The organism is Arthrobacter sp. 10N410, assembly GCF_056394945.1.
The window spans coordinates 1-25613 of sequence record NZ_JBFTIP010000007.1; the positions used below are offsets into that span (position 1 = coordinate 1).

At 69.0% G+C, this 25613-nt stretch carries 28 protein-coding genes; 19 read left to right on the top strand and 9 right to left on the bottom strand.

The features are described 5' to 3' along the window. Window positions 1-187: 187 nt before the first annotated feature. The 4 genes from AC1DB8_RS14075 to AC1DB8_RS14090 form a co-directional block, all read right to left on the bottom strand. The gene (locus AC1DB8_RS14075; RefSeq protein WP_476893376.1) at window positions 188-2458 is read right to left on the bottom strand and encodes a heavy metal translocating P-type ATPase; all 2271 of its coding nucleotides are present in this window, start codon (window positions 2456-2458) and stop codon (window positions 188-190) included. A 74-nt stretch (window positions 2459-2532) separates the two neighbouring features. Continuing rightward, on the bottom strand, window positions 2533-2763 hold the full coding sequence (locus AC1DB8_RS14080; protein WP_175323461.1) for a heavy-metal-associated domain-containing protein: 231 nt from the start codon (window positions 2761-2763) through the stop codon (window positions 2533-2535). Window positions 2764-2836: 73 nt separating this feature from the next. Further along, window positions 2837-3184, bottom strand: coding sequence for a metal-sensitive transcriptional regulator (locus AC1DB8_RS14085; protein WP_441419187.1), 348 nt, complete (start codon window positions 3182-3184; stop codon window positions 2837-2839). Window positions 3185-3418: 234 nt separating this feature from the next. Then, window positions 3419-3928, bottom strand: a complete 510-nt coding sequence (locus tag AC1DB8_RS14090) for a universal stress protein (protein ID WP_476893377.1) — start codon at window positions 3926-3928, stop codon at window positions 3419-3421. Between the two features lie 103 nt (window positions 3929-4031). Between AC1DB8_RS14090 and AC1DB8_RS14095 the strand changes: the two genes are divergently transcribed. The 3 genes from AC1DB8_RS14095 to AC1DB8_RS14105 are packed head-to-tail and all read left to right on the top strand — an operon-like array spanning window position 4032 to window position 5712. Continuing rightward, a complete protein-coding gene (locus tag AC1DB8_RS14095; protein ID WP_441419189.1) occupies window positions 4032-4232 on the top strand; it encodes a hypothetical protein in 201 nt (66 codons plus the stop codon). 50 nt (window positions 4233-4282) lie between these two features. Then, window positions 4283-5416, top strand: coding sequence for a WD40/YVTN/BNR-like repeat-containing protein (locus tag AC1DB8_RS14100; RefSeq protein WP_441419190.1), 1134 nt, complete (start codon window positions 4283-4285; stop codon window positions 5414-5416). 8 nt (window positions 5417-5424) lie between these two features. Further along, complete coding sequence (locus AC1DB8_RS14105) at window positions 5425-5712, top strand: MoaD/ThiS family protein (protein WP_441419191.1); 288 nt, start codon at window positions 5425-5427, stop codon at window positions 5710-5712. 4 nt (window positions 5713-5716) lie between these two features. Here the strand turns inward: AC1DB8_RS14105 and AC1DB8_RS14110 are convergent, their stop codons facing one another. Then, window positions 5717-5953 carry a hypothetical protein gene (locus AC1DB8_RS14110; protein ID WP_441419192.1) on the bottom strand — a complete coding sequence of 79 codons (237 nt, stop codon included), beginning with the start codon at window positions 5951-5953 and terminating at the stop codon, window positions 5717-5719. Between the two features lie 252 nt (window positions 5954-6205). Between AC1DB8_RS14110 and AC1DB8_RS14115 the strand changes: the two genes are divergently transcribed. Continuing rightward, window positions 6206-7282 (top strand): ATP-dependent DNA ligase, encoded by a 1077-nt coding sequence (locus tag AC1DB8_RS14115; RefSeq protein ID WP_476893378.1) that lies wholly within the window; start codon window positions 6206-6208, stop codon window positions 7280-7282. Between the two features lie 159 nt (window positions 7283-7441). On the opposite strand, the gene AC1DB8_RS14120 is transcribed toward AC1DB8_RS14115, so the two are convergent. After that, window positions 7442-8761, bottom strand: coding sequence for an MFS transporter (locus tag AC1DB8_RS14120; protein WP_441419194.1), 1320 nt, complete (start codon window positions 8759-8761; stop codon window positions 7442-7444). Window positions 8762-8987: 226 nt separating this feature from the next. Here AC1DB8_RS14120 and AC1DB8_RS14125 point away from each other — a divergent pair, with 226 nt between their 5' ends. The 12 genes from AC1DB8_RS14125 (at window position 8988) to AC1DB8_RS14180 (ending at window position 20671) form a co-directional block, all read left to right on the top strand. After that, window positions 8988-9830, top strand: coding sequence for an IclR family transcriptional regulator (locus AC1DB8_RS14125; RefSeq protein WP_476893379.1), 843 nt, complete (start codon window positions 8988-8990; stop codon window positions 9828-9830). A 126-nt stretch (window positions 9831-9956) separates the two neighbouring features. Next, a complete protein-coding gene (locus AC1DB8_RS14130; protein ID WP_441419196.1) occupies window positions 9957-10838 on the top strand; it encodes a shikimate dehydrogenase in 882 nt (293 codons plus the stop codon). Beyond that, entirely contained in the window at window positions 10838-12808 is a 1971-nt protein-coding gene (locus AC1DB8_RS14135) for a TIM barrel protein (protein WP_476893380.1), read from the top strand. Before AC1DB8_RS14130 ends, AC1DB8_RS14135 begins: the two co-directional genes overlap by 1 nt. Before the next feature lie 45 nt (window positions 12809-12853). Beyond that, complete coding sequence (pcaH, locus tag AC1DB8_RS14140) at window positions 12854-13762, top strand: protocatechuate 3,4-dioxygenase subunit beta (protein WP_441419198.1); 909 nt, start codon at window positions 12854-12856, stop codon at window positions 13760-13762. Next, entirely contained in the window at window positions 13755-14366 is a 612-nt protein-coding gene (pcaG, locus tag AC1DB8_RS14145; protein WP_476893381.1) for a protocatechuate 3,4-dioxygenase subunit alpha, read from the top strand. Before pcaH ends, pcaG begins: the two co-directional genes overlap by 8 nt. Next, on the top strand, window positions 14363-15847 hold the full coding sequence (locus AC1DB8_RS14150) for a lyase family protein (RefSeq protein ID WP_476893382.1): 1485 nt from the start codon (window positions 14363-14365) through the stop codon (window positions 15845-15847). Before pcaG ends, AC1DB8_RS14150 begins: the two co-directional genes overlap by 4 nt. Continuing rightward, window positions 15840-16658, top strand: a complete 819-nt coding sequence (locus AC1DB8_RS14155; protein WP_476893383.1) for an alpha/beta fold hydrolase — start codon at window positions 15840-15842, stop codon at window positions 16656-16658. The genes AC1DB8_RS14150 and AC1DB8_RS14155 overlap by 8 nt, the downstream gene beginning before the upstream one ends. Continuing rightward, complete coding sequence (gene pcaC, locus AC1DB8_RS14160) at window positions 16655-17116, top strand: 4-carboxymuconolactone decarboxylase (RefSeq protein WP_441419202.1); 462 nt, start codon at window positions 16655-16657, stop codon at window positions 17114-17116. The genes AC1DB8_RS14155 and pcaC overlap by 4 nt, the downstream gene beginning before the upstream one ends. 82 nt (window positions 17117-17198) lie before the next feature. Further along, a complete protein-coding gene (locus AC1DB8_RS14165; protein ID WP_476893384.1) occupies window positions 17199-18410 on the top strand; it encodes a thiolase family protein in 1212 nt (403 codons plus the stop codon). A 4-nt stretch (window positions 18411-18414) separates the two neighbouring features. After that, entirely contained in the window at window positions 18415-19074 is a 660-nt protein-coding gene (locus AC1DB8_RS14170; protein WP_175323478.1) for a 3-oxoacid CoA-transferase subunit A, read from the top strand. Beyond that, window positions 19074-19748: a 3-oxoacid CoA-transferase subunit B gene (locus tag AC1DB8_RS14175; RefSeq protein WP_476893385.1), complete on the top strand. Its 675-nt coding sequence runs from the start codon at window positions 19074-19076 to the stop codon at window positions 19746-19748. The genes AC1DB8_RS14170 and AC1DB8_RS14175 overlap by 1 nt, the downstream gene beginning before the upstream one ends. Window positions 19749-19852: 104 nt before the next feature. Continuing rightward, complete coding sequence (locus AC1DB8_RS14180; protein WP_441419205.1) at window positions 19853-20671, top strand: IclR family transcriptional regulator domain-containing protein; 819 nt, start codon at window positions 19853-19855, stop codon at window positions 20669-20671. 22 nt (window positions 20672-20693) lie between these two features. Here AC1DB8_RS14180 and AC1DB8_RS14185 read toward each other — a convergent pair whose 3' ends face one another. Continuing rightward, window positions 20694-21137 carry a hypothetical protein gene (locus AC1DB8_RS14185; protein ID WP_476893386.1) on the bottom strand — a complete coding sequence of 148 codons (444 nt, stop codon included), beginning with the start codon at window positions 21135-21137 and terminating at the stop codon, window positions 20694-20696. Window positions 21138-21432: 295 nt separating this feature from the next. After that, on the bottom strand, window positions 21433-21666 hold the full coding sequence (locus AC1DB8_RS14190) for a hypothetical protein (RefSeq protein WP_441419207.1): 234 nt from the start codon (window positions 21664-21666) through the stop codon (window positions 21433-21435). 212 nt (window positions 21667-21878) lie between these two features. Here AC1DB8_RS14190 and AC1DB8_RS14195 point away from each other — a divergent pair, with 212 nt between their 5' ends. Next, window positions 21879-22838, top strand: coding sequence for a diacylglycerol/lipid kinase family protein (locus AC1DB8_RS14195; protein WP_441419208.1), 960 nt, complete (start codon window positions 21879-21881; stop codon window positions 22836-22838). A 107-nt stretch (window positions 22839-22945) separates the two neighbouring features. Here the strand turns inward: AC1DB8_RS14195 and mscL are convergent, their stop codons facing one another. Beyond that, entirely contained in the window at window positions 22946-23473 is a 528-nt protein-coding gene (mscL, locus tag AC1DB8_RS14200; RefSeq protein ID WP_441419209.1) for a large conductance mechanosensitive channel protein MscL, read from the bottom strand. 210 nt (window positions 23474-23683) lie between these two features. On the opposite strand from mscL, the gene AC1DB8_RS14205 reads away from it, so the two are divergent. Then, window positions 23684-24736 carry an FUSC family protein gene (locus AC1DB8_RS14205; RefSeq protein ID WP_476893435.1) on the top strand — a complete coding sequence of 351 codons (1053 nt, stop codon included), beginning with the start codon at window positions 23684-23686 and terminating at the stop codon, window positions 24734-24736. Window positions 24737-24771: 35 nt separating this feature from the next. Continuing rightward, window positions 24772-25551 (top strand): IclR family transcriptional regulator, encoded by a 780-nt coding sequence (locus AC1DB8_RS14210; protein WP_476893387.1) that lies wholly within the window; start codon window positions 24772-24774, stop codon window positions 25549-25551. Window positions 25552-25613: the final 62 nt, after the last annotated feature.

The following is a 25613-nucleotide window of genomic DNA, read 5'->3' on the forward strand; positions in this document are numbered from 1 at the left end:
GCTTCGTCCCAAGAGTCTTGAGCTGAGCAACATCTGCACCCCAAATAGCCATTCGAAAAAACTCCTTAGTTCACCGGACCCGAAACTCTCGGCATCCCCAGCGGCCCCCGGCTGATCCGGAAGATCCAATGCCTCGAACCTACCCTGCCTCGCAAAAAACTGTCGATGGGCAGGCCTCCCCATCGGGTTACTTGCCGAAGCTGCGCAGCCGCAGCGAGTTGGCCACCACCAGCACGGAGCTGGCCGCCATCGCCGCGCCGGCGATCATTGGGTTGAGCAGGCCCAGCGCAGCAACCGGAATGCCGATGGCGTTGTAGAAGAAGGCCCAGAACAGGTTCGTCTTGATCGTGGCCAGGGTCCGGCGGGACAGCTCGATGGCCCGCGCGACCTGCCCCAGATCGTTGCCCATCACGGTCAGGTCCGCGGCTTCGATGGCGACGTCGGTGCCGGAGCCCATTGCGATGCCCAGATCCGCCTGGGCCAGCGCTGCGGCGTCGTTCACGCCGTCGCCGGCCATGGCCACCGTGGCGCCGCCGGCCTGCAGCCTCCGCACGGCGTCGACCTTGCCCTCCGGCAGGACCCCCGCGAAGACGTCCTCCGGCGGGATGCCGACGGCGGCGGCCACCTGGCCGGCCACCGCGGCGTTGTCGCCGGTCAGCAGGATGGGCCGCAGCCCCAGCTCCCGAAGCCGGGCGATTGCCGCAGCGGAGCCGGGCTTCAGCGTGTCGCGCAGGCTCACGATGCCCGCCGGTTCGCCGTCCACGGCCACCCAAATGGCGGTGGCCCCGGACTGCTCGGCGGCGGACAAGGCTTCGCGCTGCGCTCCGGAGACCGCAACGCCGTTCCCCTGCAGCCAGCCGGACCGGCCCACCGTAACGAGGCAGCCTTCCACGCTGCCGCGGACACCGCCGCCCGGGGCCGAATGGAAGCCGACGACGGCGGGCAGCCGCGCGTCGTCGCCGCGCCCACGCTCCGCGCTGAGCGCCGCTGCCGCGATGGCCCGGGCGACGGGGTGTTCGGACGCGGCCTCCGCTGCGCCGGCGAGCCGCAGGACCTCGTTTTCGCTGAACGGGGCGAACGCGCTGGTGCCGGCGACGGCAAGGTGCCCGGTGGTGACGGTGCCGGTCTTGTCCAGCAGGATGGTGTCCACGGTGCGGGTGTCCTCGAGCACCTGCGGGCCCTTGATCAGGATGCCCAGCTGGGCGCCGCGGCCTGTGCCAGTGAGCAGGCCGACCGGGGTGGCGAGCCCGAGGGCGCACGGGCACGCGATCACCAGCACCGCGACGGCCGCCGTGAAGGCGGCGCGAAGCTCGGCGTCGCTGACCTCCGGCCCGGCCAAGAGCAGCCACGCACCGAAGGTGAGCGCGGCGATGGCGAGGACCACGGGGACGAAGACGGCGCTGATGCGGTCTGCGAGCCGGGCGATCGGGGCCTTCCCCGACTGCGCCTGGGAGACCAGCCGGCCCATCTGGGCCAGGGTGGTGTCGGCGCCGACCCGCGTGGCGCGGACCAAGATCCGGCCGGAGGTGTTGATGGTGGCCCCCGTGACGGGGCTGTCCGGACCGACTTCAACCGGCACCGATTCCCCCGTCACCAGGGAGGCGTCAACGGCGGAGGCGCCCTCGATGACCACGCCGTCGGTGGGGATCTTCTCGCCCGGGCGGACCACGACGACGTCCCCGACCCGGAGCCGGTCCGCGGGCACCGGGAACTCGGTGCCGTCGCGGAGCACGGTGGCATCCTTGGCGCCCAGATCCAGCAGGGCCTTGAGCGCGTCACCGGCCTTGCGCTTGGCGTTCGCCTCCAGGTAGCGGCCGAGCAGCAGGAAGGTCGTGACGACCGAGGCGACCTCGAAGTACAGGCCGGCCGAACCCATGCCCTCCATGCCCGGGTGCTCGGTCAGGCGGGGATCGGCCAGGAGCTGCCAGGCCGAGAAGATATAGGCAGCGGATACGCCGATCGACACCAGCGTGTCCATGGTGGATGACAGGTGCCGGGCGTTCACTGCCGCGGCCCGGTGGAACGGCCACGCCGCCCAGCTGACCACCGGCAACGCCAGCGCGGCGGCAACCCAGCCCCAGTTCGGGAACTGGACGGCCGGGAGCATCGAGAGCACGAAAACCGGGACGGTGAGGGCGGCCGCGACAACCAGCCGGGGCTTCAGCGTCGCCGCAGGTCCTGCGGCAGCCTCCTCGGCCGGGGAGGCAGGCTCCCGCAGGGTCCGCACCGTGGCCTTGTAACCGGCGGCGTTCACTGTCGCAGCGATCTGCTCGTCTGAGATGTTGGCCGGGACGGTGACCCGGGCGGACTCCAGCGGGAGGTTAACCGAAGCCTGCACGCCGTCGAGCTTTCCCAGCTTGCGCTCGACCCGGCCGACGCAGGAGGCGCAGGTCATGCCCTCGATGTCGAGTTCAATCACCCGGCTTCCGGACTGGTCCAGCAGTTGCGCGTTGCTCACGGTATGTTCTCCTCGGTCGTGTTCGGTGAAGTCCTGCTCAGGTCCTGCTTCCGGGAGGCCGCCCGGCGCCGGGCTCAGGCCTCGTTCGCGACCACCAGGTAGCCCGCCTCGGCGACCGCTTCGCCGATTTCGGCGGGCGAGAGTGCCTTGTCGGAGGTGATGGTGACGGTGGAGATCCCGCCCGCGTTGAGGTCGACGTCGACGCTTTCGACGCCCGCCAGCGCTTCAAGTTCTTCGGAGACGGAGGACACGCAGTGCCCGCAGGTCATCCCGGATACCTCGACGGTGGTGGAAACGGTGCTCATGGCTTGCTCCTTGGTGGGGGACTGGTTTACCAGTCCGGTCGTGTTGTGGGAGGTGTGGTGAGTGGTGTTGCCGCTACCGCAGCAGGCGCCCGATGGCATCGGTGGCCTCCTTCACTTTGAAGTCGATGGCTTCGGCGCGAAGTTCCGGATCCGGTTCCGCGGCCGCCCCGACCACGCAGTGGCCGATGTGTTCTTCCACCAGACCGAGGCTGACGGCGTGCAGGGCCTTGGTGACGGCGGCGACCTGGGTCAGGATGTCGATGCAGTACTTGTCCTCATCGACCATCCGGGCAATGCCGCGGACCTGGCCCTCGATCCGCTTGAGCCGCTTGAGGTAGGCGTCCTTGTTGGCGGTGTAGCCGTGCTGCTGGGGCAGTGCGCCCTCCAGGGGTGCCACGCTGGAGGCTTCGGACTCGTTCATCCCATCAAGTTATACCCCCCAGGGGTATCTGGCAAGTACCCTCCGGGGGTACCGTGCCGGGAAAGGGAATTCTGTCCGGAAATTAAAGAGCTCCGGAGTGCGTTATTGGGGGATACGCACTCCGGAGCAGCTATGGGGTAGGGGTTTCCCGCCTACGAATACAACCTTACTTGGCAGTAGAGACCATGCGCCAGCACCTCGAATAACTACTTTCGCTTTATTTTCCCGGGCCGGTCAGGAGCCGCGGCGGGGCCTGCCCGCCCCGCTGGATCGCACCGGGACGATGAGGACCGGGCGGTCCTGATGATGGCTGAGCCAGGCGGCCACCGATCCGTTGAGTGCAGCAGTGAGCCGGTGCCCGGGTCCGGGTTCGGGAGTACCGACGATGATCATGGCCGCACCGGCGTCCGCCGCCAGCCGGCCGAGCGCCCGGGCGGGATCCCCGGCCAGGGTCCGCAGGTTCCATTCCACCCCCGGGACATCGCAGACGGCGGCGATCTCGGACCGCAGCCGCTCGGTGGCTGCCCGGATCTCCGCATTGTCGGCCTCCGGGTGGAGCGAGAGCCGGTGCGCGGACCGGGCCGGATCCCACTCCACGAGGTAGCTGGCCTCGTCCACGTAGGCACAGACCAGCGGGGCGGAAAGGCTTCTCGCCAGTGTCACCGCCGTTTCAAGCACCTCCGGGGGCTGGCCCGGGAGGACGCCGACAACCAGAGGTGCTGGGCTCATGCGCTCTGCGGGCATACCCAATTCTTGCCCCGGCTCTTCCGGCCCGGCTAGGGCCTTCCTCCCTTGATCGACTCCGGCGCCGGGCCTACGGTTGGAGGACACGGGAAGGGCGGCAGCGGTGGAAATCTTCATGTGGTGGCTGGACCTGGACCTTGCCAGCAAGGAATGGCTGCGCGGCAACCTGCGGGCCGAGGAGTTACCGCTCCCGGTGCTGCAGGGCATCGCCGAGGCCGGCGGCCCGCATCCGGACAAGGCCACCGGCGTCCTGAGCGCCGCGGACTGGGACTTCGTCGAAACCCAGTCTGAATTCGTCGATTGACCCCCGAAAAACCATTGCGGCGGCCGGGCCGCGGTGGTTGCATGTAGGGCATGGCTACCGCAGAAAGTTATGTCCTGGCGATCGGCACCAAGAAAGGGCTCTGGCTGGCCAGCAGCCCGGACCGGCAAAACTGGTCCCTCTCCGGACCGCATTTCCTGATGAGCGAGATCCCTAGCATCGGAATCGACACGCGCGAAGGCCGGACCCGCATCCTCGTCGGGGTCCGCTCGGAACACTGGGGACCCACCGTCTTCCACTCTGACGACCTTGGCGAAACCTGGAACGAGCCGGAAAACGGAGCCATCCGCTTTCCCGAGGACACCGACGCCGCGCTGGAGCGCGTCTGGCAGATCCACCCCGACGCGGAGTCGCGCCCCGGCGTCGTCTGGGCCGGGTGCGAGCCGATCTCGGTCTGGAAATCCACCGACGGCGGCGAACACTTCGAGCTCAACCGCGGCCTCTGGGACCACCCGCACCGCAGTGAATGGGGGGCCGGCTACGGCGGGGCGGCGGCACATTCGATCGTCGTCAACCCGGACGGGGAGAAGGTGCACGTCGCCATGAGCACCGGCGGTGTCTACCGCTCGCTCGACGGCGGGACGTCCTGGGAGCCGCGGAACAAGGGGATCTCGGCTTACTTCATGCCCGATCCCAACCCCGAATTCGGCCAGTGCGTCCACAAGATTGCCGCCGACGCCGCGGTGGACGGGCGCCTGTACGCGCAGAACCACCACGGCGTCTACCGCAGCGATGACGACGCCGAGAACTGGGAATCGATTGCCGAGGGCTTGCCGGCGGACTTCGGCTTTGTCATGCTGACGCACCCGCGCCGCGCGGGCACAGCCTGGGTCATCCCGCTGAAGGCCGACGGCGAACGGATCCCGCCCGGCGGAAAGCTTGCCGTGCACCGGACCGACGACGCCGGCGCGAGCTGGAAGCGGCTGGACGCCGGCCTGCCCGGGGCAGAGTTCAATTCCGTGCTCCGCGACGCGGCCTGCGTCGACGCCGCCGAACCCGCCGGAGTCTATTTTGGGACCCGCGGCGGCAGCGTCTACGCCAGCGCCGACGAAGGCGAACACTTCACCGAGGTCGCCTCGCACCTGCCCGACGTGCTGTGCGTGCGGGCCGCGGCTGTTGTCGGCGCCCCGGCGCCTGCGGCGCGCGTTGCCGCGGCTTCCGCTTGAGGCTAACTGTGCCTGAGATCAGTGTGCTGCTTCCCAGCGTCCTCCAACCGCTGGCCGGCGGGCAGTCCATCCTGACTGCGCCCGCGGACGGGGCCGTAACGGTCCAATGGGTGCTGGATACTGTGGCCGGGGACTTCCCCGCCCTGTCCCGGCGGCTGCGGGACGAAACCGGAGCCGTCCGCCGCTACGTGAATATATACGTCAACGGGAATGAAATCCGGCGGCTGCAGGGCCTCGGCACGGAAGTGGCGCCCGGCCAGGAGGTCCTGATCATCCAGTCCGTCGCCGGCGGCTAGCTCGTTAGGCCACGCGCCAGAGGGTGCACTCGTCGGCGTTGACCGCCTTGCGCGTGCCCGATTGCCGGTCCAGGATCCAGACGACGCCGATCCCCGGCGCCGTTTCCTGCACGCTGCCGCGGCGGATCACGACGTCGTCGTAGTTGGGGCCGACGCGCAGGCGGGCCTCGATCTCGTCGCCGCGGTGCAACTGATCGAGGGCGCGGATGCGGGTGGTCTGGGCTTTGGCTTCCTTCAACATGGCGGGCCTCCTGGACTGGAGCTGGTGCCTGCTCTTGCCGGCACTTCCAGTGTCCTGCGCCATTGTTGCCGCTGCGTTTCGGCCCGGTAAGCGGTGGGTTAGTTTTCCGGGCCGTCCTGATTTCCGCGCCAGGGCCGCCGGCTCAGGGGCACGCAGGCTCTGTCGTGGAAATCCGCACGACGGTCGGCCGCTAGCCCCCGGCTGGCCGCCCGGGGGTCGACGTCGGCGGCCGGCCCGGACAGAATGGGCCGTATGCGACTGCCGCTGATGCCCCCGATCGCGCCGATGCTGGCGAAAGCCGTAAGCGCCCTGCCGGAGGGTTCGATGAGTTTTGAGCCCAAGTGGGACGGATTCCGTTCCATCATCTTCCGCGACGGCGACGAGGTGGAGATCGGCAGCCGCAACGGCAAACCCCTGACCCGGTACTTCCCGGAGCTCGTGGAGTCACTCAAGGCAAACCTCCCGCCGCGCTGCGTTCTCGACGGCGAGATCGTCCTGGTCGGCGCCGCGGGGGACCGCCTGGACTTCGATGCCCTCCAGCAGCGGATCCACCCGGCGGCGAGCCGCGTCCGGCTGCTCGCCGCCCAGACCCCCGCAAGTTTCGTTGCCTTCGACCTGCTGGCCCTCGACGACGAGGATCTCACCGCCCGGCCCTTCGGGGAGCGCCGGGCGGCCCTCGAGCGGGTGCTCGCGGACAGCTCCGCGCCGGTGCACTTAACCGCCGCCACCGCGGACCGGGACACCGCGGCGACGTGGTTCCGGCAGTTCGAAGGCGCCGGCCTGGACGGGATCGTGGCCAAGGCGCTTGACTCCAGCTACCAGCCGGACAAGCGCACCATGTTCAAGGTCAAGCACGAACGCACCGCTGACTGTGTCCTCGCCGGTTACCGGGTGCACACCTCCGGCCCGGACCGGATCGGTTCGCTGCTGCTGGGGCTCTACGACGACGACGGCGTGCTCGCCAACGTGGGTGTGGTGGGTGCGTTCCCGATGCAGCGCCGCAAGGAGCTGTTCGAGGAACTCCAGCCACTCGTCACCGATTTTGCCGACCACCCGTGGGCGTGGGCCAGGCAGGAGGAGGGGGCCCGGACGCCGCGCAACGCCGAGGGCAGCCGGTGGAGCGGGGGCAAGGACCTGGGCTTCACGCCACTGCGCCCGGAGCGGGTGGTGGAGGTGAAGTATGACCACATGGAGGGCGCGCGTTTCCGGCACACCACCCAGTTCGTCCGCTGGCGGCCGGACCGGGAGCCGGGGTCCTGCACCTACGCCCAGCTGGAGGAGCCGGTCAGCTACGACCTGGCCGCCGTGCTGGGCGCCGGCCAGGGCTGAACTCCCGCCGTCGGGCGGTCCACACGACGCTCCCGCCCGGTTCTTCCGCCCGCAACACCGCCGACACGCGGAAAAACCCGGCGTGCTCACCGAACACGCCGGGCTTTTCCAATAAGAACTGGGCGGGAGCGTCGCGGATGCCCTTGCCCGTCGAGGGCCTTAGCGCAGGCCGAGCTCCTTGGTGGGAACCTTGAAGGTTTCCTTGGCGGTCAGCGCGGAGATGGCGGCGATGGCGCAGATGATCCCGGTGAAGATGGTGATCTGAACCCAGCCACCGGGCTTGATGCCGCCCATGGCCGCCACGATTGCCGGGGCGAAGCCTGCCATCAGGAAGCCGAGCTGGGTGCCGATCGCCAGGCCGGAGAAGCGGACCCTGGTGCTGAACATTTCGGCGTAGAAGGACGGCCAGACGGCGTTGGAGGCCGCGTAGCCGAAGGAGAAGAAGCCGATTGCGGCCAGGAACATCAGCGGGACGCTGCCGGATTCGAGGCTGAGCAGGAATACCGGGGTCAGCAACGCGCTGGAGAGAGCGCCGTAGATGAAGACCGGCTTGCGTCCGATCCGGTCGGCCAGCTTGCCGAAGAGCGGCTGGGTACCGAGTGCCACGAGGTTGGCGCCCACGACCAGCCACAGCGTGACGGTGCCGTCCACGTTGGCGACGTTCTTCGCGTAGCTGATGGCCAGGGTACCGAACACGGTGGAGACGGCGGCGATGAAGGCGCAAGCGACAACGCGGAGCACGTCGCGCCAGTGGTGCTTCAGCAGGTCGGCGACCGGGAGCTTGGAAATCTGGGCGCTCTTCTGGGCCTCCTCGAAGGCCGGCGGCTCGTGCAGGGTGCGGCGGATGAAGAAAGCAACCACGACGACGACGGCGCTGAGCCAGAACGGGATGCGCCAGCCGATGCCGTACTTGACCTCGTCAGGCAGGGCAAGGACGGGGATGAAGACGAGGGCGGCAAGGATCTGGCCGCCCTGGGTGCCGGTCAGGGTCCAGGAGGTGAAGAACGAACGGCGGTTGTCCGGTGCGTGCTCCAGGGTCATGGAGGAGGCGCCGGCCTGCTCACCGGCGGCGGAGAGGCCCTGGCAGAGCCGGGCAATCACCAACAGCACGGGGGCCCACCAGCCGACGGTCTTGAAGTCCGGCAGGCAGCCGATCACAAAGGTGGAGGCGCCCATCAGCAGCAGCGTGAACATCAGGACCTTCCGGCGGCCCACCCGGTCACCGAAGTGGCCCAGGATGACGGCGCCGACGGGACGGGCCACATAGGCGAAGCCGAAGGTCGCGAAGGACATGATGGCGGCGTTGGCGTCCGCGTCCGGGAAGAAGACCTTCGGAAAAATCAGGGCGGCGGCGGACCCGAAAATGAAGAAGTCGTAGTACTCGACGGCGCTGCCCAGGAAGCTGGCGAGGGCCGCCTTCTTAGGCGTCCCGGCCGGTGCGGCAGTGCCCGGCGTCGTAGACGGGAGTGTCTGGCTCATGGTGTTCCTTTGATGTGACGACGTTGTCGCGGATGGATCGGGAGGGTCCTGCCGGCCGGTGGCTTCAAGTGTGCGGCAGCCAGTGGACCGAGGAAAGACCCGGACTAGTAGCCACATGGTGGGAGCTACTTGTGCGATGTAGCAAGCATGGCTGTGAGCGCGGTCACTTGTCAAGAAAAATAATCACGATCTAGCAATAGCTCTCACTATGTGAGAACATCGATGCATGAGTGTGAATCAAGACACAGAGCCGGACCTCGCTGCCGGGGCCCCCGATGAAGAGACCGCGAAGCCTGCGCGCCCGGCCAAGGAGGACTCGCGCACCGATATGGTGGGCAAGGCTCTGGGCCTGCTGGTCCTGCTCGGCGATGAACCCCGCGGAGCCAGTGCCGCGGAGCTCTCGCGCCGGGCGGAACTGCCCTTCAGCACCACGTACCGCCTGCTCGGTTCGCTGACCAGGGACGGCTTTGTGGACTACGAGCCGGACGGCCGCCGCTATCATCTGGGCCTGCGCGTCTTCCAGCTCGGCCAGCGGGTATCCAACCACCATGGCTTCGCCGGCACGGCGCTTCCCATCCTGCGGCGCGTCACCGAGGAGACCGGCGAGGCCACCATCCTTTCGGTGCGTGACGGAAACCACCACCTCACCGTCAACAAGGTCGACGGTCCGCAGACTTTCCGCGTCACCTCCGATCCGGGCCACCTCGGCGCGCTGCACACTACCTCGGTGGGCAAGGCGCTGGTTGCGTTTGCCGACGATGCCACCCGGGACCGCCTGGTGCAGGACCTCGAGCTGGAGCCCCTGACGGAACTCTCCATCACGGACCGGGATGCGTTCCGGGCCGAAATCGAGCTGGTCCGGAAGCGCGGCTACGCCACCATGGACGAGGAAAACGAGCTGGGCATGCGCGCCGTCGCCGTCCCGGTCTTCAACTCCCAAGGCCACGCCTTCGCCTCGCTGGCCACCGCTGTGCCCGTCTTCCGGATGAGCATGGAGGCCCTTGTGGCCCTCGTGCCGCTGCTCCAATCCGCCGCGGCCGAGCTCTCGGCCCGGCTGCCCCAGCAATGAAGAAATATATGTTCGCAATAAGAACATCAGTGCAATATGTGAACACTTGCGGTAATGTAATCCCTACCACCCGGCCTGCCGCCCACATTGCGGCCGCCGAGTGCCGTTGTCAAAGGAGCTAGACGGATGAGCAATCGAGCAGAGTCCTTCCTCGTGGGCCTCGTAGGCGATGGCGTGACGCCGTCCCTCACGCCCCCCATGCATGAACGCGAAGGCGATGTGCAGGGCCTCCGGTATCTTTACCGCCCCATTGACCTCACCGAACTGGGCCTCCCCGGCCAGGCCGTCGGGGAACTCCTGACCGGCGCCCAGCGGCTCGGCTTCAACGGATTGAACATCACCCACCCGTGCAAGCAGTTGGTGCTGGAACACCTCGACGAGATCTCGCCGGACGCCCGGCGCCTCGGTGCCGTCAACACCGTGACCATCCGCGACGGCCGCTTCATCGGCCACAACACCGATTTCTCCGGCTTTGCCTCCGCCCTCGCCTCCGGCCTGCCCGGGGCGAAGCTGGACCGCGTCGTGCAGCTCGGCGCCGGCGGCGCCGGGTCCGCTGTCGCCTACGCACTGTTGACTGCCGGGGTCCGGCGGCTGGACCTCGTGGACACCGACGCGGCCCGCTGCGCGGACCGGGCGGCCGAACTGGCCGGGTTCTTCCCGCACAGCCAGGTCACGGCCCGGACGACGGCGGAGCTTCCCGGGCTCATGCCGCTCGCCGACGGGCTGGTGCACTGCACCCCGGTGGGCATGGCCGCCCACCCCGGTGTCCCGCTGGACATGTCCCTGCTGGAACCCCGGCACTGGGTCGCGGACATCGTCTACCGGCCGATCGAGACCGAACTGGTCCGCGAAGCCCGCGCCAAGGGCTGCGAGGTGCTCGACGGCGGCCGGATGGCCGTGGGCCAGGCAGCCGACGCGTTCCGGATCTTCACCGGCCTCGAAGCGGACGCGGACCGGATGCGGGCCCACTTCCTGGAGCTCGTGGCTGCCGAGGAGGTGGCCGCCTGATGCGCACCGGAATCGCCACCGTCTGCCTCTCCGGCACCCTGAAGGAGAAGATGCACGCCTGCGCCGTCGCCGGGTTCGATGGGATCGAGATATTCGAGCAGGACCTCGTGACGTCCTCGCTGAGCCCGGAGGAGATCCGATCGATGGCCGCGGACCTGGGCCTCGGCCTCGACCTGTACCAGCCGTTCCGCGACTTCGACAGCGTGCCGGAGGAGCTGCTCGCCGCCAACCTGCGCCGGGCGGAGGCCAAGTTCCGGCTGATGTCCCGGCTGGGCATGGACACCATCCTGGTCTGCTCCAACGTGGCCACCGCCAGCATCGACGACGACGAGCTCCGCGCCGGGCAGCTGTCCCGGCTCGCCTCGCTCGCCGGCGAGCACGGTGTGAAGGTCGCCTACGAGGCCCTGGCATGGGGCAAATACGTCAACGACTACGAGCACGCCCACCGCCTCGTGGAACTGGTGGACCACCCGAACCTGGGCACCTGCCTCGACTCGTTCCACATCCTGTCCCGGGACTGGGACACGGCCCCGATCGAGCGGTTCAACCCCGAGAAGATTTTCTTCGTCCAGGTGGCGGACGCCCCGAAGCTGTCCATGGACGTGCTGTCCTGGAGCCGGCACTACCGGGTCTTCCCGGGCGAGGGGCAGTTCGAGCTCGCCAAGTTCATGGGCCATGTGGTCCGTGCCGGCTACTCCGGCCCGGTCTCGCTGGAGGTGTTCAACGACGTCTTCCGGCAGTCCGACGTCGAGCGCACTGCGGTGGATGCCATGCGTTCGCTGATCTGGCTCGAGGAACAAAGCGCACAGTGGCTGGAGGCGCACCCCTCGGCGCCAGAGGCGGCCGAAACGGCCGCCGGGACCGCCGGCCGCCGTCGTCATCCGATGGAACTGGCCACGCTGCCGCAGGTGGCCGAACCGGCGGGCTTCAACTTCGCCGAGGTGCGGGCCGCCGACACCGCCGCCCTGGAGACCCTGCTGGGCCAGCTCGGCTTCGCGTTCAACGGCCGGCACCGGACCAAGAATGTGCAATTGTGGATCATGGGCCACGCGCGCGTGATCATCAACGAGGAAGCCCCCGCCGCGGCGGAGACCGCCATTGCCGCGGCCGGCTTCGACGTCGACTCACCCGTGATCGCCGCCGCCAGGGCGCAGCAGCTCAAGGCCCCCGCAGTGCCGCGCAAGAGCCAGGCGAACGAGGAAATCTTCCAGGGCTTCGCCGCCCCGGACTCCACCGAAATCTTCCTGTGCCAGGGCAGTCCGGACGGGACCGCCGCCTGGGTCAACGAGTTCGGCACGCCCGCCGGAACTGGAAACGCCACTGGAGGCGGCGCTGCCGGCGCAGCCGCAGGCAGGGCTGCGGGGCCGCAGGCCGTGATCGACCACGTCAACCTCGCCCAGCCGTGGCAGCACTTCGACGAGGCCGTGCTCTTCTACACCAGCGCTCTGGCCCTCGAGCCGCAGCCGTACGCCGAAGTGGCCAGTCCCACCGGGCTGGTCCGCTCCCAGGTGATGACGACCCGGGACCGCGGAGTGCGGCTGGTGCTGAACCTGGCCCCGCTGCACCAGCAGGACGGCGGCCAGGACGCAGCCGGCGGCGCACCCACCGGAATCCAGCGCCGGACCTACCAGGAACACATCGCGTTCGCGGTGGATGACCTTGTGGCCACGGCCCGGGCCGCCCGCGGCCGCGGCCTGGACTTCCTGCGCATCCCGGCGAACTACTACGAGGACCTGGACGCGCGTTTCGACCTGGATCCGGGGTTCCTCGCCACCCTCCGCGAGCTGAACCTGCTCTACGACCGTGACGCCGACGGCGAATTCCTGCACTTCTACACCGCGACCGTCGGCAGCGTGTTCTTCGAAATGGTGGAACGCCGCGGCTCCTACGACGGCTACGGGGCCCCCAACGCCCCGGTCCGGCATGCCGTCCAGTACGACCATCTGCACCAGCTCAAACTCACCGCCTGACCGCTCCCGGCCAGGTTCGACCCACCCCAACGAAAGGAGGCTGCTGTGCCTGAAGAAATCAACCTCGAAATTTTCAACGCGGACCCGATCACCGAAGACGTGTCCGACGCAGCGCCCGAGGCCACACCGCAGGCCGCCGCGCAGGCTGTTCCGGCCCTGGACACTGCCGCGGAATCGCAGCAGATCCTCAGCGACGAGATGAAGGCACTGGGCGACGCCTACGCGCAGGCCCGCCTCAACGGCGCCGCGGCGGAAACCCAGCCGCGGCTGGACTACCCCCCGTACCGCAGCAGCATCCTCCGGCACCCGACCAAGAGCCTGCAGCATGCGGACCCCGAGACCATTGAGCTGTACTCGCCGGCCTTCGGACACATGGACGTGCACGCCCTCGAATCCGACCTCACCATCCAGCACAACGGCGAACCGATGGGCGAGCGGATCATCGTCTCCGGCCGCGTGCTCGACGGCGACGGCCGGCCGGTGGCGGGCCAGCTGGTGGAAATCTGGCAGGCCAACTCCTCGGGCCGCTACATCCACAAGCGCGACCAGCACCCGGCCCCGCTCGACCCGAACTTCACCGGCGTCGGCCGCTGCATCACGGGCGCGGACGGGTCCTACAGCTTCACCACGATCAAGCCCGGCGCCTACCCGTGGAAGAACCACCTGAACGCCTGGCGGCCGGCCCACATCCACTTCTCCCTCTTCGGCCAGGAGTTCACGCAGCGGATCGTCACGCAGATGTACTTCCCCGGCGACCCGCTCTTCGCCCTGGACCCGATCTACCAGTCGATCGTGGACCAGGACGCGCGGGACCGCCTGGTCGCCAGCTACAACCATGATCAGACCAAGCCGGAGTGGGCGCTGGCCTACAACTGGGACATTGTCCTGACCGGTTCGAAGCGGACCTGGACCGAGAACGAGGCGCTGGGCGCAGAAGGAGACGACCATGAGTAAATTGACCCCCACACCCGGCCAGACGGTGGGCCCGTTCTACGGCTACGCACTGCCCTACGCGAAGGACCGGGAGCTGCTGGCCCCCGGGTCCGCCGGCTCGATCCGCCTGCAGGGCACCGTGTTCGACGGCGCCGGCCATCCGGTCCCGGACGCCATCCTGGAGATCTGGCAGGCCGACGCCGAGGGCCAGGTCCCGCAGCGCACCGGCTCCCTGGTCCGTGACGGCTACACCTTCACCGGCTTCGGCCGCAGTGCCGTCGGCAACACCGGCGTCTTCACCTTCACCACCGTCAACCCGGGCCCCACCGCGCCCGGCGCCGCACCGTTCATCTCCGTGGTCGTGTTCGCCCGCGGTCTGATGAACCGGCTCTTCACCCGCGTCTACCTGCCGGAGAACGAGGAGGCCCTCGCCGCGGACCCGCTGCTGTCCTCCCTGGAGCCGGAACGCCGCCGCACCCTGATCGCCCGGCGCGATCCCGACGGCGGCCTCAGCTGGGACATCCGGCTGCAGGGCGAGGGCGAGACGGTGTTCCTCGATTTTGAAGGCGACGGCGCTAAAGCCAGTAGCGTCGAGGATGCCGGCGTTCAGGACGCTTCGCAGTGACGATTCCCAACGGTGACGCCGCTGCCGGCCGGGACGGCGATTTCGGCCTGCTAAGCCCCGTGTCGGCGTCGCCCCGGGTGGCGGCGCTGACCGGGGACCGCGCGGTGCTCGCCGCCATCCTCCGGGTCGAAGCCGGCTGGGCCGCGGTCCTCGAGGAAGCGTCCCTGGCCCCGGCCGGGTCCGCCGCCCTCGTGGCGGAGGCCGCCGACGTCGGACGCTACGACATCGCTTCAATCGCCGTCCGAGCCCAGGGCGGCGCCAATCCGGTGATCCCGCTGCTTGCCGACCTCCGCAAGCAGGTCACGGCCCTCGACACGGCCGGCATCGGCGCCGGACGCGCCGTGCACACCTCGCTGACCAGCCAGGACGTGCTCGACTCCGCCCTGATGCTGCTGGCAGCCGGAACCGTTGGGGAACTGCTCACCGACGTCAAACGCACGACGGCGGCCCTCGCCGCCCTCGCGGAGCGGCACCAGCAGACGCTGTGCGTGGGCCGGAGCCTGACCCAGCACTCGCTGCCGTTCAGCTTCGGGCTCAAAGCCGCGCAGTGGTTCCACGGGCTCGCCGCTGCCGCGCGCCGGCTCGAGGCACTGGAGCTGCCGGTGCAGACCGGGGGAGCCGCCGGAACCCTGGCGGCCGGCACCGTGCTGACCGAAGGCTCGGCCCTCGCGCCGCTCGACCTGGCCGACCGCCTGGCCGCCCGGCTGGGACTGGCCGCTGCCCCGGCGCCCTGGCACACCAACCGGCTCGCGGTCACCGCGCTCGGCGACGCCCTGGCAGCCGTGACGGACGCCGCTGGCAAAATCGCCGCCGACGTGCTCTTCCTGAGCCGCCCGGAGGTGGCCGAACTCGCCGAACCGCGGGCCGCGGGCCGGGGAGGCTCCTCGGCCATGCCACAAAAGCAGAACCCGGTGCTGTCCGTGCTGGTCCGCAGCGCCGCGCTGCAGGCACCGGCGCTGGCGGCGCAGCTGCACCTCGCGGCGGCCAATTTCAACGACGAACGTGCCGACGGCGCCTGGCACAGCGAGTGGCCCGCGCTGCGTTCCCTGCTCCGGCTGGGCCTGGGCGCCGCCGGACAGCTCCGCGAACTGGCCGAGGGCCTGCAGGTCTTCCCGTCGGCGATGCGCCGGAACCTGGACCTGTCCGGCCCGCTGCTGCTCTCCGAGGCGGTGACTGCCGCCGTCGGCCCGCTGCTGGGCGCGGACGGCCCACGACGGCTCCAGGACGTGGTGGACCAGACCCTGCAGGCGCCGGCGGCCGAACAGCCAAGCACCTACCGCAAGCTGCTCCGCGCGGCCGTCCCGGCCGAACTGCTCTCCGACGAGCGGCTTGAGGAGTTGCTGGACCCGGCCAACTACCTCGGCCAGGCCGCCGAAATCTCACGACGCATCCTCGCGGCGTGGCCCGACTTCGCGGCGGCCCTGCCCCAACCCATCGAACCGAACCAAGCGACCGAAGAGAACGGAGCCCACCGTGGCTAGACCAACCGTCAAGGCCGTACTGCTCTCGCCCGTGCGCGAGCTCGGCGATAAGCCCCTCCTCGTGGTGGGCCCGTCGCTGGGCACCTCCACGCTGCTCTGGAGCCAGGCCGGCGCACTGCTAGGCAACGACGTCGACGTCGTCGCCTGGGACCTGCCCGGCCACGGCGTCTCCCCGGCCGCCGCCGAATCCTTTTCCGTCGCCGAACTGGCCGACGCCGTCATCGAACTGGTCGACTCGATCGCGCCCGGCGCGCGGTTCCACTACGCCGGAGTCTCCCTCGGCGGGGCCACTGGCCTGCAGCTGGGCATCAAGCACGGCGAACGGCTCAAGAGCCTGTCCGTGCAGTGCAGCGGCGCGAAGATCGGCACCCCGGAAGGCTGGCTGGAACGGGCCGAAACCGTCCGCAACCAGGGCACCGGAGTGATGATCGAGGGCTCCGCCCAGCGCTGGTTCGCGCAGGGCTTCATGGAGCGTCAGCCCGAGCTCAGCAGCCGACTGCTGCACACCCTGCGGGACGCGGACCGGTTCAGCTACGCCTTCTGCTGCGAGGCCCTCGCCGGCTTCGACGTGCGGGACGAACTCGGCAACATCCGGGTCCCCACCCAGGCCCTGGCCGGCGCCGAGGACACCGTCGCCCCGCCCTCGTTCGCCGAGGAGATCGCCGCCGGCATTACCGCCGGCGGGGGCACGGCCAGCGCCGCGACGCTGGAGGGCGTATCCCACCTGGCACCCTTCGAGGCCCCGGGGCACGTGGCCGAACTGCTGCGCAGCCTGATCAGCTGGACCGAATCCCGCGGAGCCGCAAAGTGACCGGCCCCCGGCCCGGCGGCCCGCAGGCCGGCCCGGAACGGAACGGCGTCGTGCAGCCGGACGCCACCAGCCAGGAGATCTACGACGGCGGCATGAAGGTCCGCCGCGAGGTGCTCGGCGCGGCCCACGTGGACCGGGCCAACGCCAACAAGGATTCCTTCACCGAGGACTTCCAGGACATGATCACCCGGATCGCCTGGGGCGGGATCTGGACCCGGCCCGGGATCAGCCGCCAGATGCGCTCCGCCGTCACCATCACCGCGATGGTGGCCCACGGCCACTGGGAAGAACTCGCGATGCACATCCGTGCCGCCATCACCAACGGCCTGAGCAGGGACGAGATCAAGGAAATTTTGCTGCAGACCGCCATCTACTGCGGCGTTCCCTCCGCCAACACCGCCTTCAAGACCGCGCAGCAGGTCTTCCACTCCATGGACGAGGCCGCCCCACCCAACTAGCTCGCAATAGTTGTCGTTTTGAGGGCTGAAAACGACAACAACTGCCAGCTACTTGGGCCCCACCGAGAATTCAGAGGAAATCATGATTCAGGCTTTTGTTTACGACGCCGTGCGGACCCCGTTCGGCAAGTTCGGCGGCGGACTTGCTGGCGTGCGCCCGGATGATCTGGCCGCGCACGTGATCGGCGAGGCGGTCAGGCGCGCCCCGGGCCTGGACGCAGCGCGGATCGACGAGGTGGTGTTCGGCAACGCGAACGGCGCCGGCGAGGAAAACCGCAACGTGGCCCGGATGGGCACCCTGCTGGCCGGGTTGCCGGTCTCGGTCCCGGGGACCACGGTCAACCGGCTGTGCGGTTCCTCGCTGGATGCGGCGATCATCGCGTCCCGGCAGATCAACACCGGGGACGCGGAGCTGATGCTGGTCGGCGGGGTCGAATCGATGTCGCGGGCGCCGTGGGTGCTGCCGAAGACCGAGAAGCCCTACCCGGCCGGGGATCTGTCCCTGGTCTCCACCACGCTGGGCTGGCGGCTGGTAAACAAGGACATGCGCCCGGACTGGACCATCTCGCTGGGCGAGGCGACCGAACGGCTGGCCGAGAAATACGGGATCACCCGCGAGGCGCAGGACGAGTTCTCCGCCAACTCGCACAACCTCGCCGCCGCGGCCTGGGACGAGGGTTTCTACGACCGGCTCGTCACCGCGGTCCCGGGCACGGACCTGGTCCGGGACGAGGGCATCCGGCCCGGATCCTCGGCGGAGAAGCTCGCCTCGCTCAAGACCGTGTTCCGGAGTGAGGCCGGGACCGTGACGGCCGGGAACGCGTCGCCGCTTTCGGACGGCGCCTCCGCGGCGTGGCTCGGGTCCGAGGACGCCGCCGAGCTCCTGGGCCTGGAGCCGCTGGCCCGGATCGCCGGGCGCGGCGTGCATGCGAACGATCCGCAGTTCTTCGGCTACGCCCCGGTGGAGGCCGCGAACAAGGCCCTCGCCAAGGCCGGGATCGGCTGGGACCAGGTCGGCGCCGTCGAGCTCAACGAGGCGTTCGCCGCGCAGTCCCTGGCCTGCATCAACGCCTGGGGCATCGACCTCGCAATCGTGAACCGGCACGGCGGGGCGATCGCGATGGGCCACCCGCTCGGCGCCTCCGGCGGACGCATCCTCGGCACCCTGGCCCGGTCCCTGCAGGCCTCCGGCGAACGCTGGGGCGTCGCCGCGATCTGCATCGGCGTCGGCCAGGGCCTCGCCGTCGTCCTCGAAAACATGACCGTTGCCGGAACCAACACAGGAAAGGCCTAAGGGAATGCTCAACTTCGTAGATACCGTCGGCGAGGCCGTCGCCGGGATCCAGGACGGTTCCACCGTGATGATCGGCGGTTTCGGCAACGCCGGGCAGCCGTTCGAACTCATTGACGCCCTGATGGACTGCGGGGCCACGGACCTCACAGTGGTCAACAACAACGCCGGCCAGGGCGACCAGGGCCTTGCACTGCTGATCAAGGAGGGGCGGGTGAAGAAGATGATCTGCTCCTTCCCGCGTCAGTCCGACTCCTGGCACTTCGACGCCAAGTTCCGGGCCGGGGAGATTGAACTCGAACTCGTGCCGCAGGGCAACCTGGCCGAACGGATCCGCGCCGCCGGCGCCGGGATCGGCGGCTTCTTCACCCCCACGGGCTACGGCACCATGCTGGCCGAGGGCAAGGAAACCCGCTTCCTGGACGGAAAATGGCAAGTGTTCGAGACCCCCATCCACGCCGACGTCGCGCTCATCAAGGCGCTCACGGCCGACGGCAAGGGCAACCTCGTCTACCGCAAGACGGCCCGCAACTTCGGCCCGATCATGGCCGCCGCGGCCAAACACAGCATCGTCCAGGTCTCCGAGATCGTCCCGACGGGCGGCCTGGACCCGGAGGTCATCGTGACCCCCGGTATTTACGTCAACAGCATCGTGAAGGTGGCCTGATGAGCAGCGCGACGAGTATCCAGACGTCCGACAAGCCGCTGGGCCGCGACGACCTCGCCCGCCTGGTGGCCCGGGACATCAGCCCCGGCTCCTTCGTGAACCTCGGCATCGGCCAGCCCACGCTGGTGTCCAACTATCTCGAACCGGAGCAGAACATCACGCTCCACACCGAGAACGGCATGCTCGGCATGGGCCCGGAAGCCACCGGCGACCAGATCGACGGCGACCTCATCAACGCGGGCAAGATCCCCGTGACCGAACTGCCCGGCGCCTCCTACTTCCACCACGCCGACTCCTTCGCGATCATGCGCGGCGGCCACCTGGACATCTGTGTGCTGGGTGCCTTCCAGGTCTCCGCAACCGGTGACCTCGCCAACTGGCACACCGGCGCACCGGACGCGATTCCCGCCGTCGGCGGCGCCATGGACTTGGCGACCGGAGCCAAGGACGTCTTCGTGATGATGACGCTGCTGACCCGCGAGGGTGTGTCCAAGCTGGTGGAGTCCTGCAGCTACCCGCTGACCGGGATCGGCTGCGTCACGCGGGTCTACACCGACAAAGCCGTCTTCCTGACCGGCCCCGACGGCGTCCAGGTCCGGGAGACCTTCGGCTGCACCCTCGAGGAACTGCAAGCGCTCGTGCCGGTGCCGCTCACCGCCGCCGCCTCAGCCTGACCACCCACGTGCGAACGAACGCTTGGGGCCCGGCCGGAGAGCCGTTTCGGGGCCTCAAGTGTACGTTCGCGCGTATAAAGTGATGCGTGATCGAGAGGCGTGAAATGACTGAGGCAGCAAAGGCCACCCGTGCCGACGGGGCGCCCGCAGCCAGCGACCAGTACGTGCAGTCGCTGGCGAGGGGACTGGCGGTGATCCGGTCCTTCGACGCGGAGCACCCGCTGATGACCCTGACCGAGGTCGCGGCCCGGACCGACCTCACCCGTGCCACTGCGCGGCGTTTCCTGCACACGCTCGTCGAGCTCGGCTACGTCCGGACCGACGGCAAGGCGTTCGCGCTGACCGCCAAGGTGCTGCAGCTCGGTTACGCCTACCTCTCCGGGCTGTCGCTGCCGCAAATCGCCCAGCCGCACCTGGAGGAGCTGTCCCTGAAGCTCGGGGAGTCGACGTCGGCCGCCGTGCTGGACGGGACGGACATCGCCTACATTGCCCGGGTGGCGACGCGGCGGATCATGACCGTCGGCATTACCGTGGGAACCCGCTTTCCGGCCTACGCCACCTCCATGGGCCGGGTCCTGCTGGCCGCCCTGCCGCCCGCGGAGCTCCAGGAATACCTGGACGCGGCCCGGATCCGGCCGCTCACCCCGCGCGCCATCGGCACCCGCGAAGAACTGCTGGCGGAGCTGGCCACCGTCCGGGCCCAGGGCTGGTGCCTGCTGAACCAGGAACTGGAGCTCGGGCTGATGTCCCTGGCGGCGCCGATCTACGACGGGCCGGACAAGGTGGTCGCCGCCATTAACGTCTCCCTGCAGGCGCAGGCCGTTGCGGCGCAGCCGGACCCGGAGGCGTACTTGGATTCGGTGCGCGAGGCCGCCGTCGCCACCGCGGAACTCATCTCCGCGGACCTCTCCGCCGGACGCTGACGCTGCCGGACGCTGACTGGTCCTAGCTTCGGCGGGACTGGGCGAACAGTTGCCGCAGCGTGAAGAAGCAGCCCAGGGCGCTGAACAACAACGCCATCAGGAACTCGCCCTTTAGGCCCTCGACCAGGTCCGTGTTGTTGGCGAAACTGTAGCCCAGCAGGTCCCAGGCCTGCGGTTCGAACAGCAGTGCCAGCGGTGAGCCTCCAAGGTAGTCGGCCAGATCCAGCCAAATGGTGCCGAGGAACGAGAGCAGCACCGTCGCCACTGTCACGGCCACGACAACCCAGGCGCCGCGCCTCGTCATGGCGCCGCCGCTGCCCACGGTGCTGCCGGCGACATACAGCCGGGCGGCGCCGGCCGCCGTCACGAAGGCCACAATCGAGGCCATCCAGCCAAGCTTCCACAGGATCAGCCACAGTCCGACGCCGACCGGGATCACGGCCAGGGCAAAGACTGCGCCCCGCACCGAGTGTTCCAGGGACTCCGTCCGGATCCGGGGAAGGGGCAGCGGTGGCAGCTGCGCCTGCCGGCGTTCGGAGGAATCCGGCCAAGGGGCCCCGTCCGGCCAGCGCTGACTGTAAGACGGCTCGGCCCTGCCGAAGGATTCGGATTCTTTTCTGGCGTCAGAATTTGCGCGCTCTGTCATCATTCCCCCAAATGAGATGAGTGTCCCGGCCCACTGTATGCCGGTAAATCCCGCTTAGTCTGGCACACAAAGGGAGGGAATTGATGATTTGAGCGGCTTTATTTCCGCCCGGGCGTCAGCCGGCGGACTCCGCCGTCGTCGACACCGTGATCGTGACCCCCGCCGCGTCGTCACGGATTCTGAGGTGCAGCGGCCGGTCCACGAGGCTGGCGTGCATGTCTTCGCTGTCTTCCGGGGCAAGTTGCTCCGCCAGCCGGGTCAGGGCCAGCGCCATCGCCCGGCCCCAGTCGTGCGGATCCCTGCTTGAGGCTTCGGCTTCGGCTGAGTAGTTTTCCTCTGGTTCGGTCATGTGGCCGCCTTCCGCGCCTGGAACGCGGCCACCCCGGCGGTTCCGGGACGGCATCCGGCCAGGCCGGCACGCTTCAGTTCCTAAACATGGCCAGTGTAGTGACCCGCCGGACAGCGCGTCCATGATTCGCTGCCATGGCGCGCAAGTTATGCCGCCCCACCCCGATAAGATTTCCTTGCGGGGCCTATCCCGCCACATGCCCGAAGGACGCCATGCCCCAGACCAATGCCGCCCAAGACAATGCCGCCCAGGACAGTTCCGTGCAGCCCAAGCGCGCCGCCGTGATCATCAACCCCATGAAGTCCTCCGGCGAGGATTTCAAGGCTGCGTTCTACCGGCTCTGCGAGACGCAGGGCTGGAAGGAGCCCCTCTGGCTCGAAACCACGGCCGAGGACACCGGACTGGGCCAGGCGCGTGAAGCGCTCGAAGCGGGGGTCGACGTCGTGATTGCCGCCGGAGGTGACGGAACCGTCCGCTGCGTGGCCGAGGTCCTCGCCGGCACCGGCACGCCGATGGGCCTGGTCCCGATGGGCACCGGCAACCTGCTGGCCCGCAATATCGGCGTCGACATCACTGACCCCGTGGCCGCCAGCTACGACATCCTGAACGGCTCAGACATCAAGGTCGACGTGGTGAAGGCAAGCCTGGACCACGCCCGGGACGAACAGCTTTTCCTGGTCATGGCCGGCCTTGGCTACGACGCGGCGATCATGGCGAACACCGTGGACGAACTCAAGGACCGGGTGGGCTGGCTCGCCTACGTCGAGGCCGGCATCCGGCACCTGCCCGGCAAACCGGTGAAGGCGCAGATCAGCATCGACGGGCAGCACCCGGTCCGGCGCCGGATCCGCAGCGTGATGGTGGGAAACTGCGGCCAGATCACGGGAGGAGTGGAAGTATTCCCCGACGCCAAAATCGATGACAACATTCTCGACGTCGTGGTTCTGGCCCCGAAAGGCAAGCTCGGCTGGTTCAGCGTGCTCGCCGGCATGTTCGGCCGCAAGAACGCCAAGAACAAGTCGGTCGAGTATTTCGCCGGCAAATCCGCGGAAATCACCCTCGACCATGAGCAGGAATTCCAGCTCGACGGCGACCACATTGGCAAGGCCAAGCACCTCAAGGTCGCGGTGGAGCACGAGGCGCTGACCATCCGGATGACGAAGGCGGCCTAACCGTTCCGGGCCCGGGACCCGGAGCTACCGCCAGGTAGTATCCGGGCCGTGCCAGGCCGTTGGGTGAAGGCCTCGGCGGGTTCGGCCGGCCGGTGCGGCCGCCCGAATTAGCGGCTGTGTTTCCCCGAGAGCTCGACCGTGCGACCGCCGGGGAGTTCGGATGTGTCTTCGCCGCGGTCGGGATGCCCGGCGGTCCCGCCGTCGGCGTCGGGATGCCCGGCGGTCCCGCCGGTGCCGGCCAGCCCGGCCAGCAGGTCGCGGATCTCCGCCAGCAGTGCGGTGTCGGCCGGGACCGGGTTCTCCTCCGGCTCCGCGGCGGCCAGCCGGTGCTTGACCATCCTGTTGATCCGGTTCATCGGAGCCACAAAGATGAAGTACACCACCGCCGCGGTGATGAGGAAAGTCACGAATGCCGTGAGGACGGCACCGATATTGACGAAGGTCTTCGCATTTCCGGGCCAGACGTAAAAACCGAGCCCCTGGGTTTCGACGCCGCCGGCTGCCGCGATGATCGGGTTCACGATGTTCGTGGTGAACGCCGTGACCAGGGCGGTGAACGCCGTACCGACGACGACGGCGATGGACAGTTCGATCACGTTGCCGCGCAGGATGAAGTCCTTGAATCCTTTGAGCATGGGTCCTCCGGAAGATGCCGTGTGGGTGGTTCAACCGATAGACGCTACCACCATGCCGATCCCCCGCTTGTTCCGTTGAATGGAATTCGAAGCCTGCCGGCCGCGGTTGCCGGCGTACGATTGAGCTGGATGCCAGTGCCGCCGTCGTTTTCAACCGACTGCAAAGGAAGACCCATTCCACCTGTGAAACCCGCGACATTGTTCGGCGAGATGTTCACCATGGCTCCAGCCAACAAGGACCACCAGGCCGCGGTCCGTTGCGCCGTCGGCGTCTTCGTCCCGCTGATCACCCTCGTGCTGCTGGGCCGGCTGGATCTGGCCATCTTCGCCTCCTTTGGGGCCTTCGCCGGGATCTACGGCCGGAACGAGCCCCACGGCCGCCGCTTCGTGCTGCAGTTGCGCGCCGGCACCCTCATGCTCGCGGTGATCCTGCTCGGCGCCCTGGCGGCCCGCGCCGGGGCGGCGTTGGCGCTCACGCCGTCGGGCACCGTCTGGCTGCAGGTCCTCGCGACCACAGTGGTGGCCGGCGGCTGCTCCCTGATCGTCGCCTGGTGGCGGCTCCGCCCGGCAGGATCGCTTTTCCACATTTTCGCCTTCGCTGCCATCGCCTCCATCCTCAGCCAGCCACCGCTCTGGCAGGGCATGCTGGTGGCCGTCCTGACCGTCGCGCTCTCGCTCCTGATCGGCTTGTCCGCCCGGGTCGCCCCGAGCCGCCGGAAGCCGTGGTCGTGGCCCCGGCCGGTCCGGCTGACCACAGCGGAGCGCCGCGTTGCCTGGCTCGAAGCCGTGGGCTACCTCGTGGCGGCCGGCCTGGCCGGCACCCTCGCGACCCTGGCCGGCGAATGGCTCGGCTTCGGCCACAACTACTGGGCCATGGTGGCCGCCGTCGTGCCGCTCGTGGGGCACAGCACGCGTCACCGCGTCAGCCGCGGCGTTCAGCGCATCATCGGCACCGCGCTCGGACTGGTGCTGCTGGCCGCCATCCTGCTGCTGCAGCCGGCCCCCTGGCAGACCGTGCTGGTGATTGCCGCCTGCCAGTTCGGCGCCGAGATGTTCATCGCCCGCCAGTACATGCTGGCCCAGGTCTTCGTCACCCCGCTGGCGCTGATCTCGACCCTGCTGGTGGCGCCCGTGCCCGCGGGGACCCTGCTGCGCGACCGGTTCCTGGAGACGGTCATCGGAGCCGCCGTCGGCGTCGCCGTCGTGCTGGCGCCGGCCCTCTGGCGCCGGGTGGCCGCCGGCCACCGTTCAATGGAAGACTGATCCCAGGCAGTCAACAATTCGGGGAAGCGGGAAGCGTGGCCAATTCCGGGTCGGGGGACTCCGTGGTGGACCGCGTGGTGCGCCTGATCGAGGCCTTCCCCGAGGGCTCTGCCGCCCTGCAGCTCTCCGAACTCGCGGACCGGGCCGGCCTGCCCCTGACCACCGCCCACCGATTGGTCCGGCAGCTGGCCGGGCACGGGCTCCTGGAGCTCGGCAGCGGGGGGTCGGTCCGGCTGGGGCTGCGGCTGTGGGAGCTGGTCAACCGCAATTCGCCGACCCTGGCCCTGCGGCAGGCGGCGATGCCGTTCATGGAGGACATCCAGCAGGTGCTCAACCAGAACGTGAACCTGGCTGTCCTGGACGGCTGGGACGCCTTGTTCGTGGAGCGTCTGTCGCGCCGCGGCTCGGTCGCCAACCGGGCGAAAGTCGCCGGGCGGATGCCGGTGCACCTGTCCTCGGCCGGGCTGGTGTTGATGGCCCACCAGCCGGCCTCGGTGCAGGCGGCATACCTGCGCCAGTTCAACGACCCCGCAGGCAGACTCCGCGCCGGGGACCTCCGCTCGCTCCTGGCCGAGGCCGCCGAGGAAGGCTACGCCCAGCTGGCCGGCGTCGTGGACCCCGACACCTGGGGGATCGCCGTCCCGGTGCGGGACGCGAGGAAGCGGACCGTCGCTGCCCTCGGCGTCGTGGTTCCGCTGCGGGAGATGCGGCTGCAGGCGCTGGTGCCGGCGCTGCAGACCGCGGCGCGGGGCATCGGGCGCCGGCTCGGGGACTCCCGCACGGCGGCCGAATTCCGTTCAACGGAAGACCTGTAACGCAGATCACTGCTCCGGGCGCACACTGTTAGCCAGAAGACCGATCCGGTCCGGAGCCGCGG

What these genes read in the sequence shown, in the direction of transcription:
- AC1DB8_RS14080 (WP_175323461.1), bottom strand. Translation starts at nt 2,763, where the DNA reads ATGAGCACCGTTTCCACCACCGTCGAGGTATCCGGGATGACCTGCGGG.
- AC1DB8_RS14085 (WP_441419187.1), bottom strand. Translation starts at nt 3,184, where the DNA reads ATGAACGAGTCCGAAGCCTCCAGCGTGGCACCCCTGGAGGGCGCACTG.
- AC1DB8_RS14090 (WP_476893377.1), bottom strand. Translation starts at nt 3,928, where the DNA reads ATGCCCGCAGAGCGCATGAGCCCAGCACCTCTGGTTGTCGGCGTCCTC.
- AC1DB8_RS14100 (WP_441419190.1), top strand. Translation starts at nt 4,283, where the DNA reads ATGGCTACCGCAGAAAGTTATGTCCTGGCGATCGGCACCAAGAAAGGG.
- AC1DB8_RS14110 (WP_441419192.1), bottom strand. Translation starts at nt 5,953, where the DNA reads ATGTTGAAGGAAGCCAAAGCCCAGACCACCCGCATCCGCGCCCTCGAT.
- AC1DB8_RS14115 (WP_476893378.1), top strand. Translation starts at nt 6,206, where the DNA reads ATGCGACTGCCGCTGATGCCCCCGATCGCGCCGATGCTGGCGAAAGCC.
- AC1DB8_RS14120 (WP_441419194.1), bottom strand. Translation starts at nt 8,761, where the DNA reads ATGAGCCAGACACTCCCGTCTACGACGCCGGGCACTGCCGCACCGGCC.
- AC1DB8_RS14125 (WP_476893379.1), top strand. Translation starts at nt 8,988, where the DNA reads ATGAGTGTGAATCAAGACACAGAGCCGGACCTCGCTGCCGGGGCCCCC.
- AC1DB8_RS14130 (WP_441419196.1), top strand. Translation starts at nt 9,957, where the DNA reads ATGAGCAATCGAGCAGAGTCCTTCCTCGTGGGCCTCGTAGGCGATGGC.
- AC1DB8_RS14135 (WP_476893380.1), top strand. Translation starts at nt 10,838, where the DNA reads ATGCGCACCGGAATCGCCACCGTCTGCCTCTCCGGCACCCTGAAGGAG.
- pcaG (WP_476893381.1), top strand. Translation starts at nt 13,755, where the DNA reads ATGAGTAAATTGACCCCCACACCCGGCCAGACGGTGGGCCCGTTCTAC.
- AC1DB8_RS14165 (WP_476893384.1), top strand. Translation starts at nt 17,199, where the DNA reads ATGATTCAGGCTTTTGTTTACGACGCCGTGCGGACCCCGTTCGGCAAG.
- AC1DB8_RS14170 (WP_175323478.1), top strand. Translation starts at nt 18,415, where the DNA reads ATGCTCAACTTCGTAGATACCGTCGGCGAGGCCGTCGCCGGGATCCAG.
- AC1DB8_RS14175 (WP_476893385.1), top strand. Translation starts at nt 19,074, where the DNA reads ATGAGCAGCGCGACGAGTATCCAGACGTCCGACAAGCCGCTGGGCCGC.
- AC1DB8_RS14180 (WP_441419205.1), top strand. Translation starts at nt 19,853, where the DNA reads ATGACTGAGGCAGCAAAGGCCACCCGTGCCGACGGGGCGCCCGCAGCC.
- AC1DB8_RS14190 (WP_441419207.1), bottom strand. Translation starts at nt 21,666, where the DNA reads ATGACCGAACCAGAGGAAAACTACTCAGCCGAAGCCGAAGCCTCAAGC.
- AC1DB8_RS14195 (WP_441419208.1), top strand. Translation starts at nt 21,879, where the DNA reads ATGCCCCAGACCAATGCCGCCCAAGACAATGCCGCCCAGGACAGTTCC.
- mscL (WP_441419209.1), bottom strand. Translation starts at nt 23,473, where the DNA reads ATGCTCAAAGGATTCAAGGACTTCATCCTGCGCGGCAACGTGATCGAA.
- AC1DB8_RS14205 (WP_476893435.1), top strand. Translation starts at nt 23,684, where the DNA reads ATGTTCACCATGGCTCCAGCCAACAAGGACCACCAGGCCGCGGTCCGT.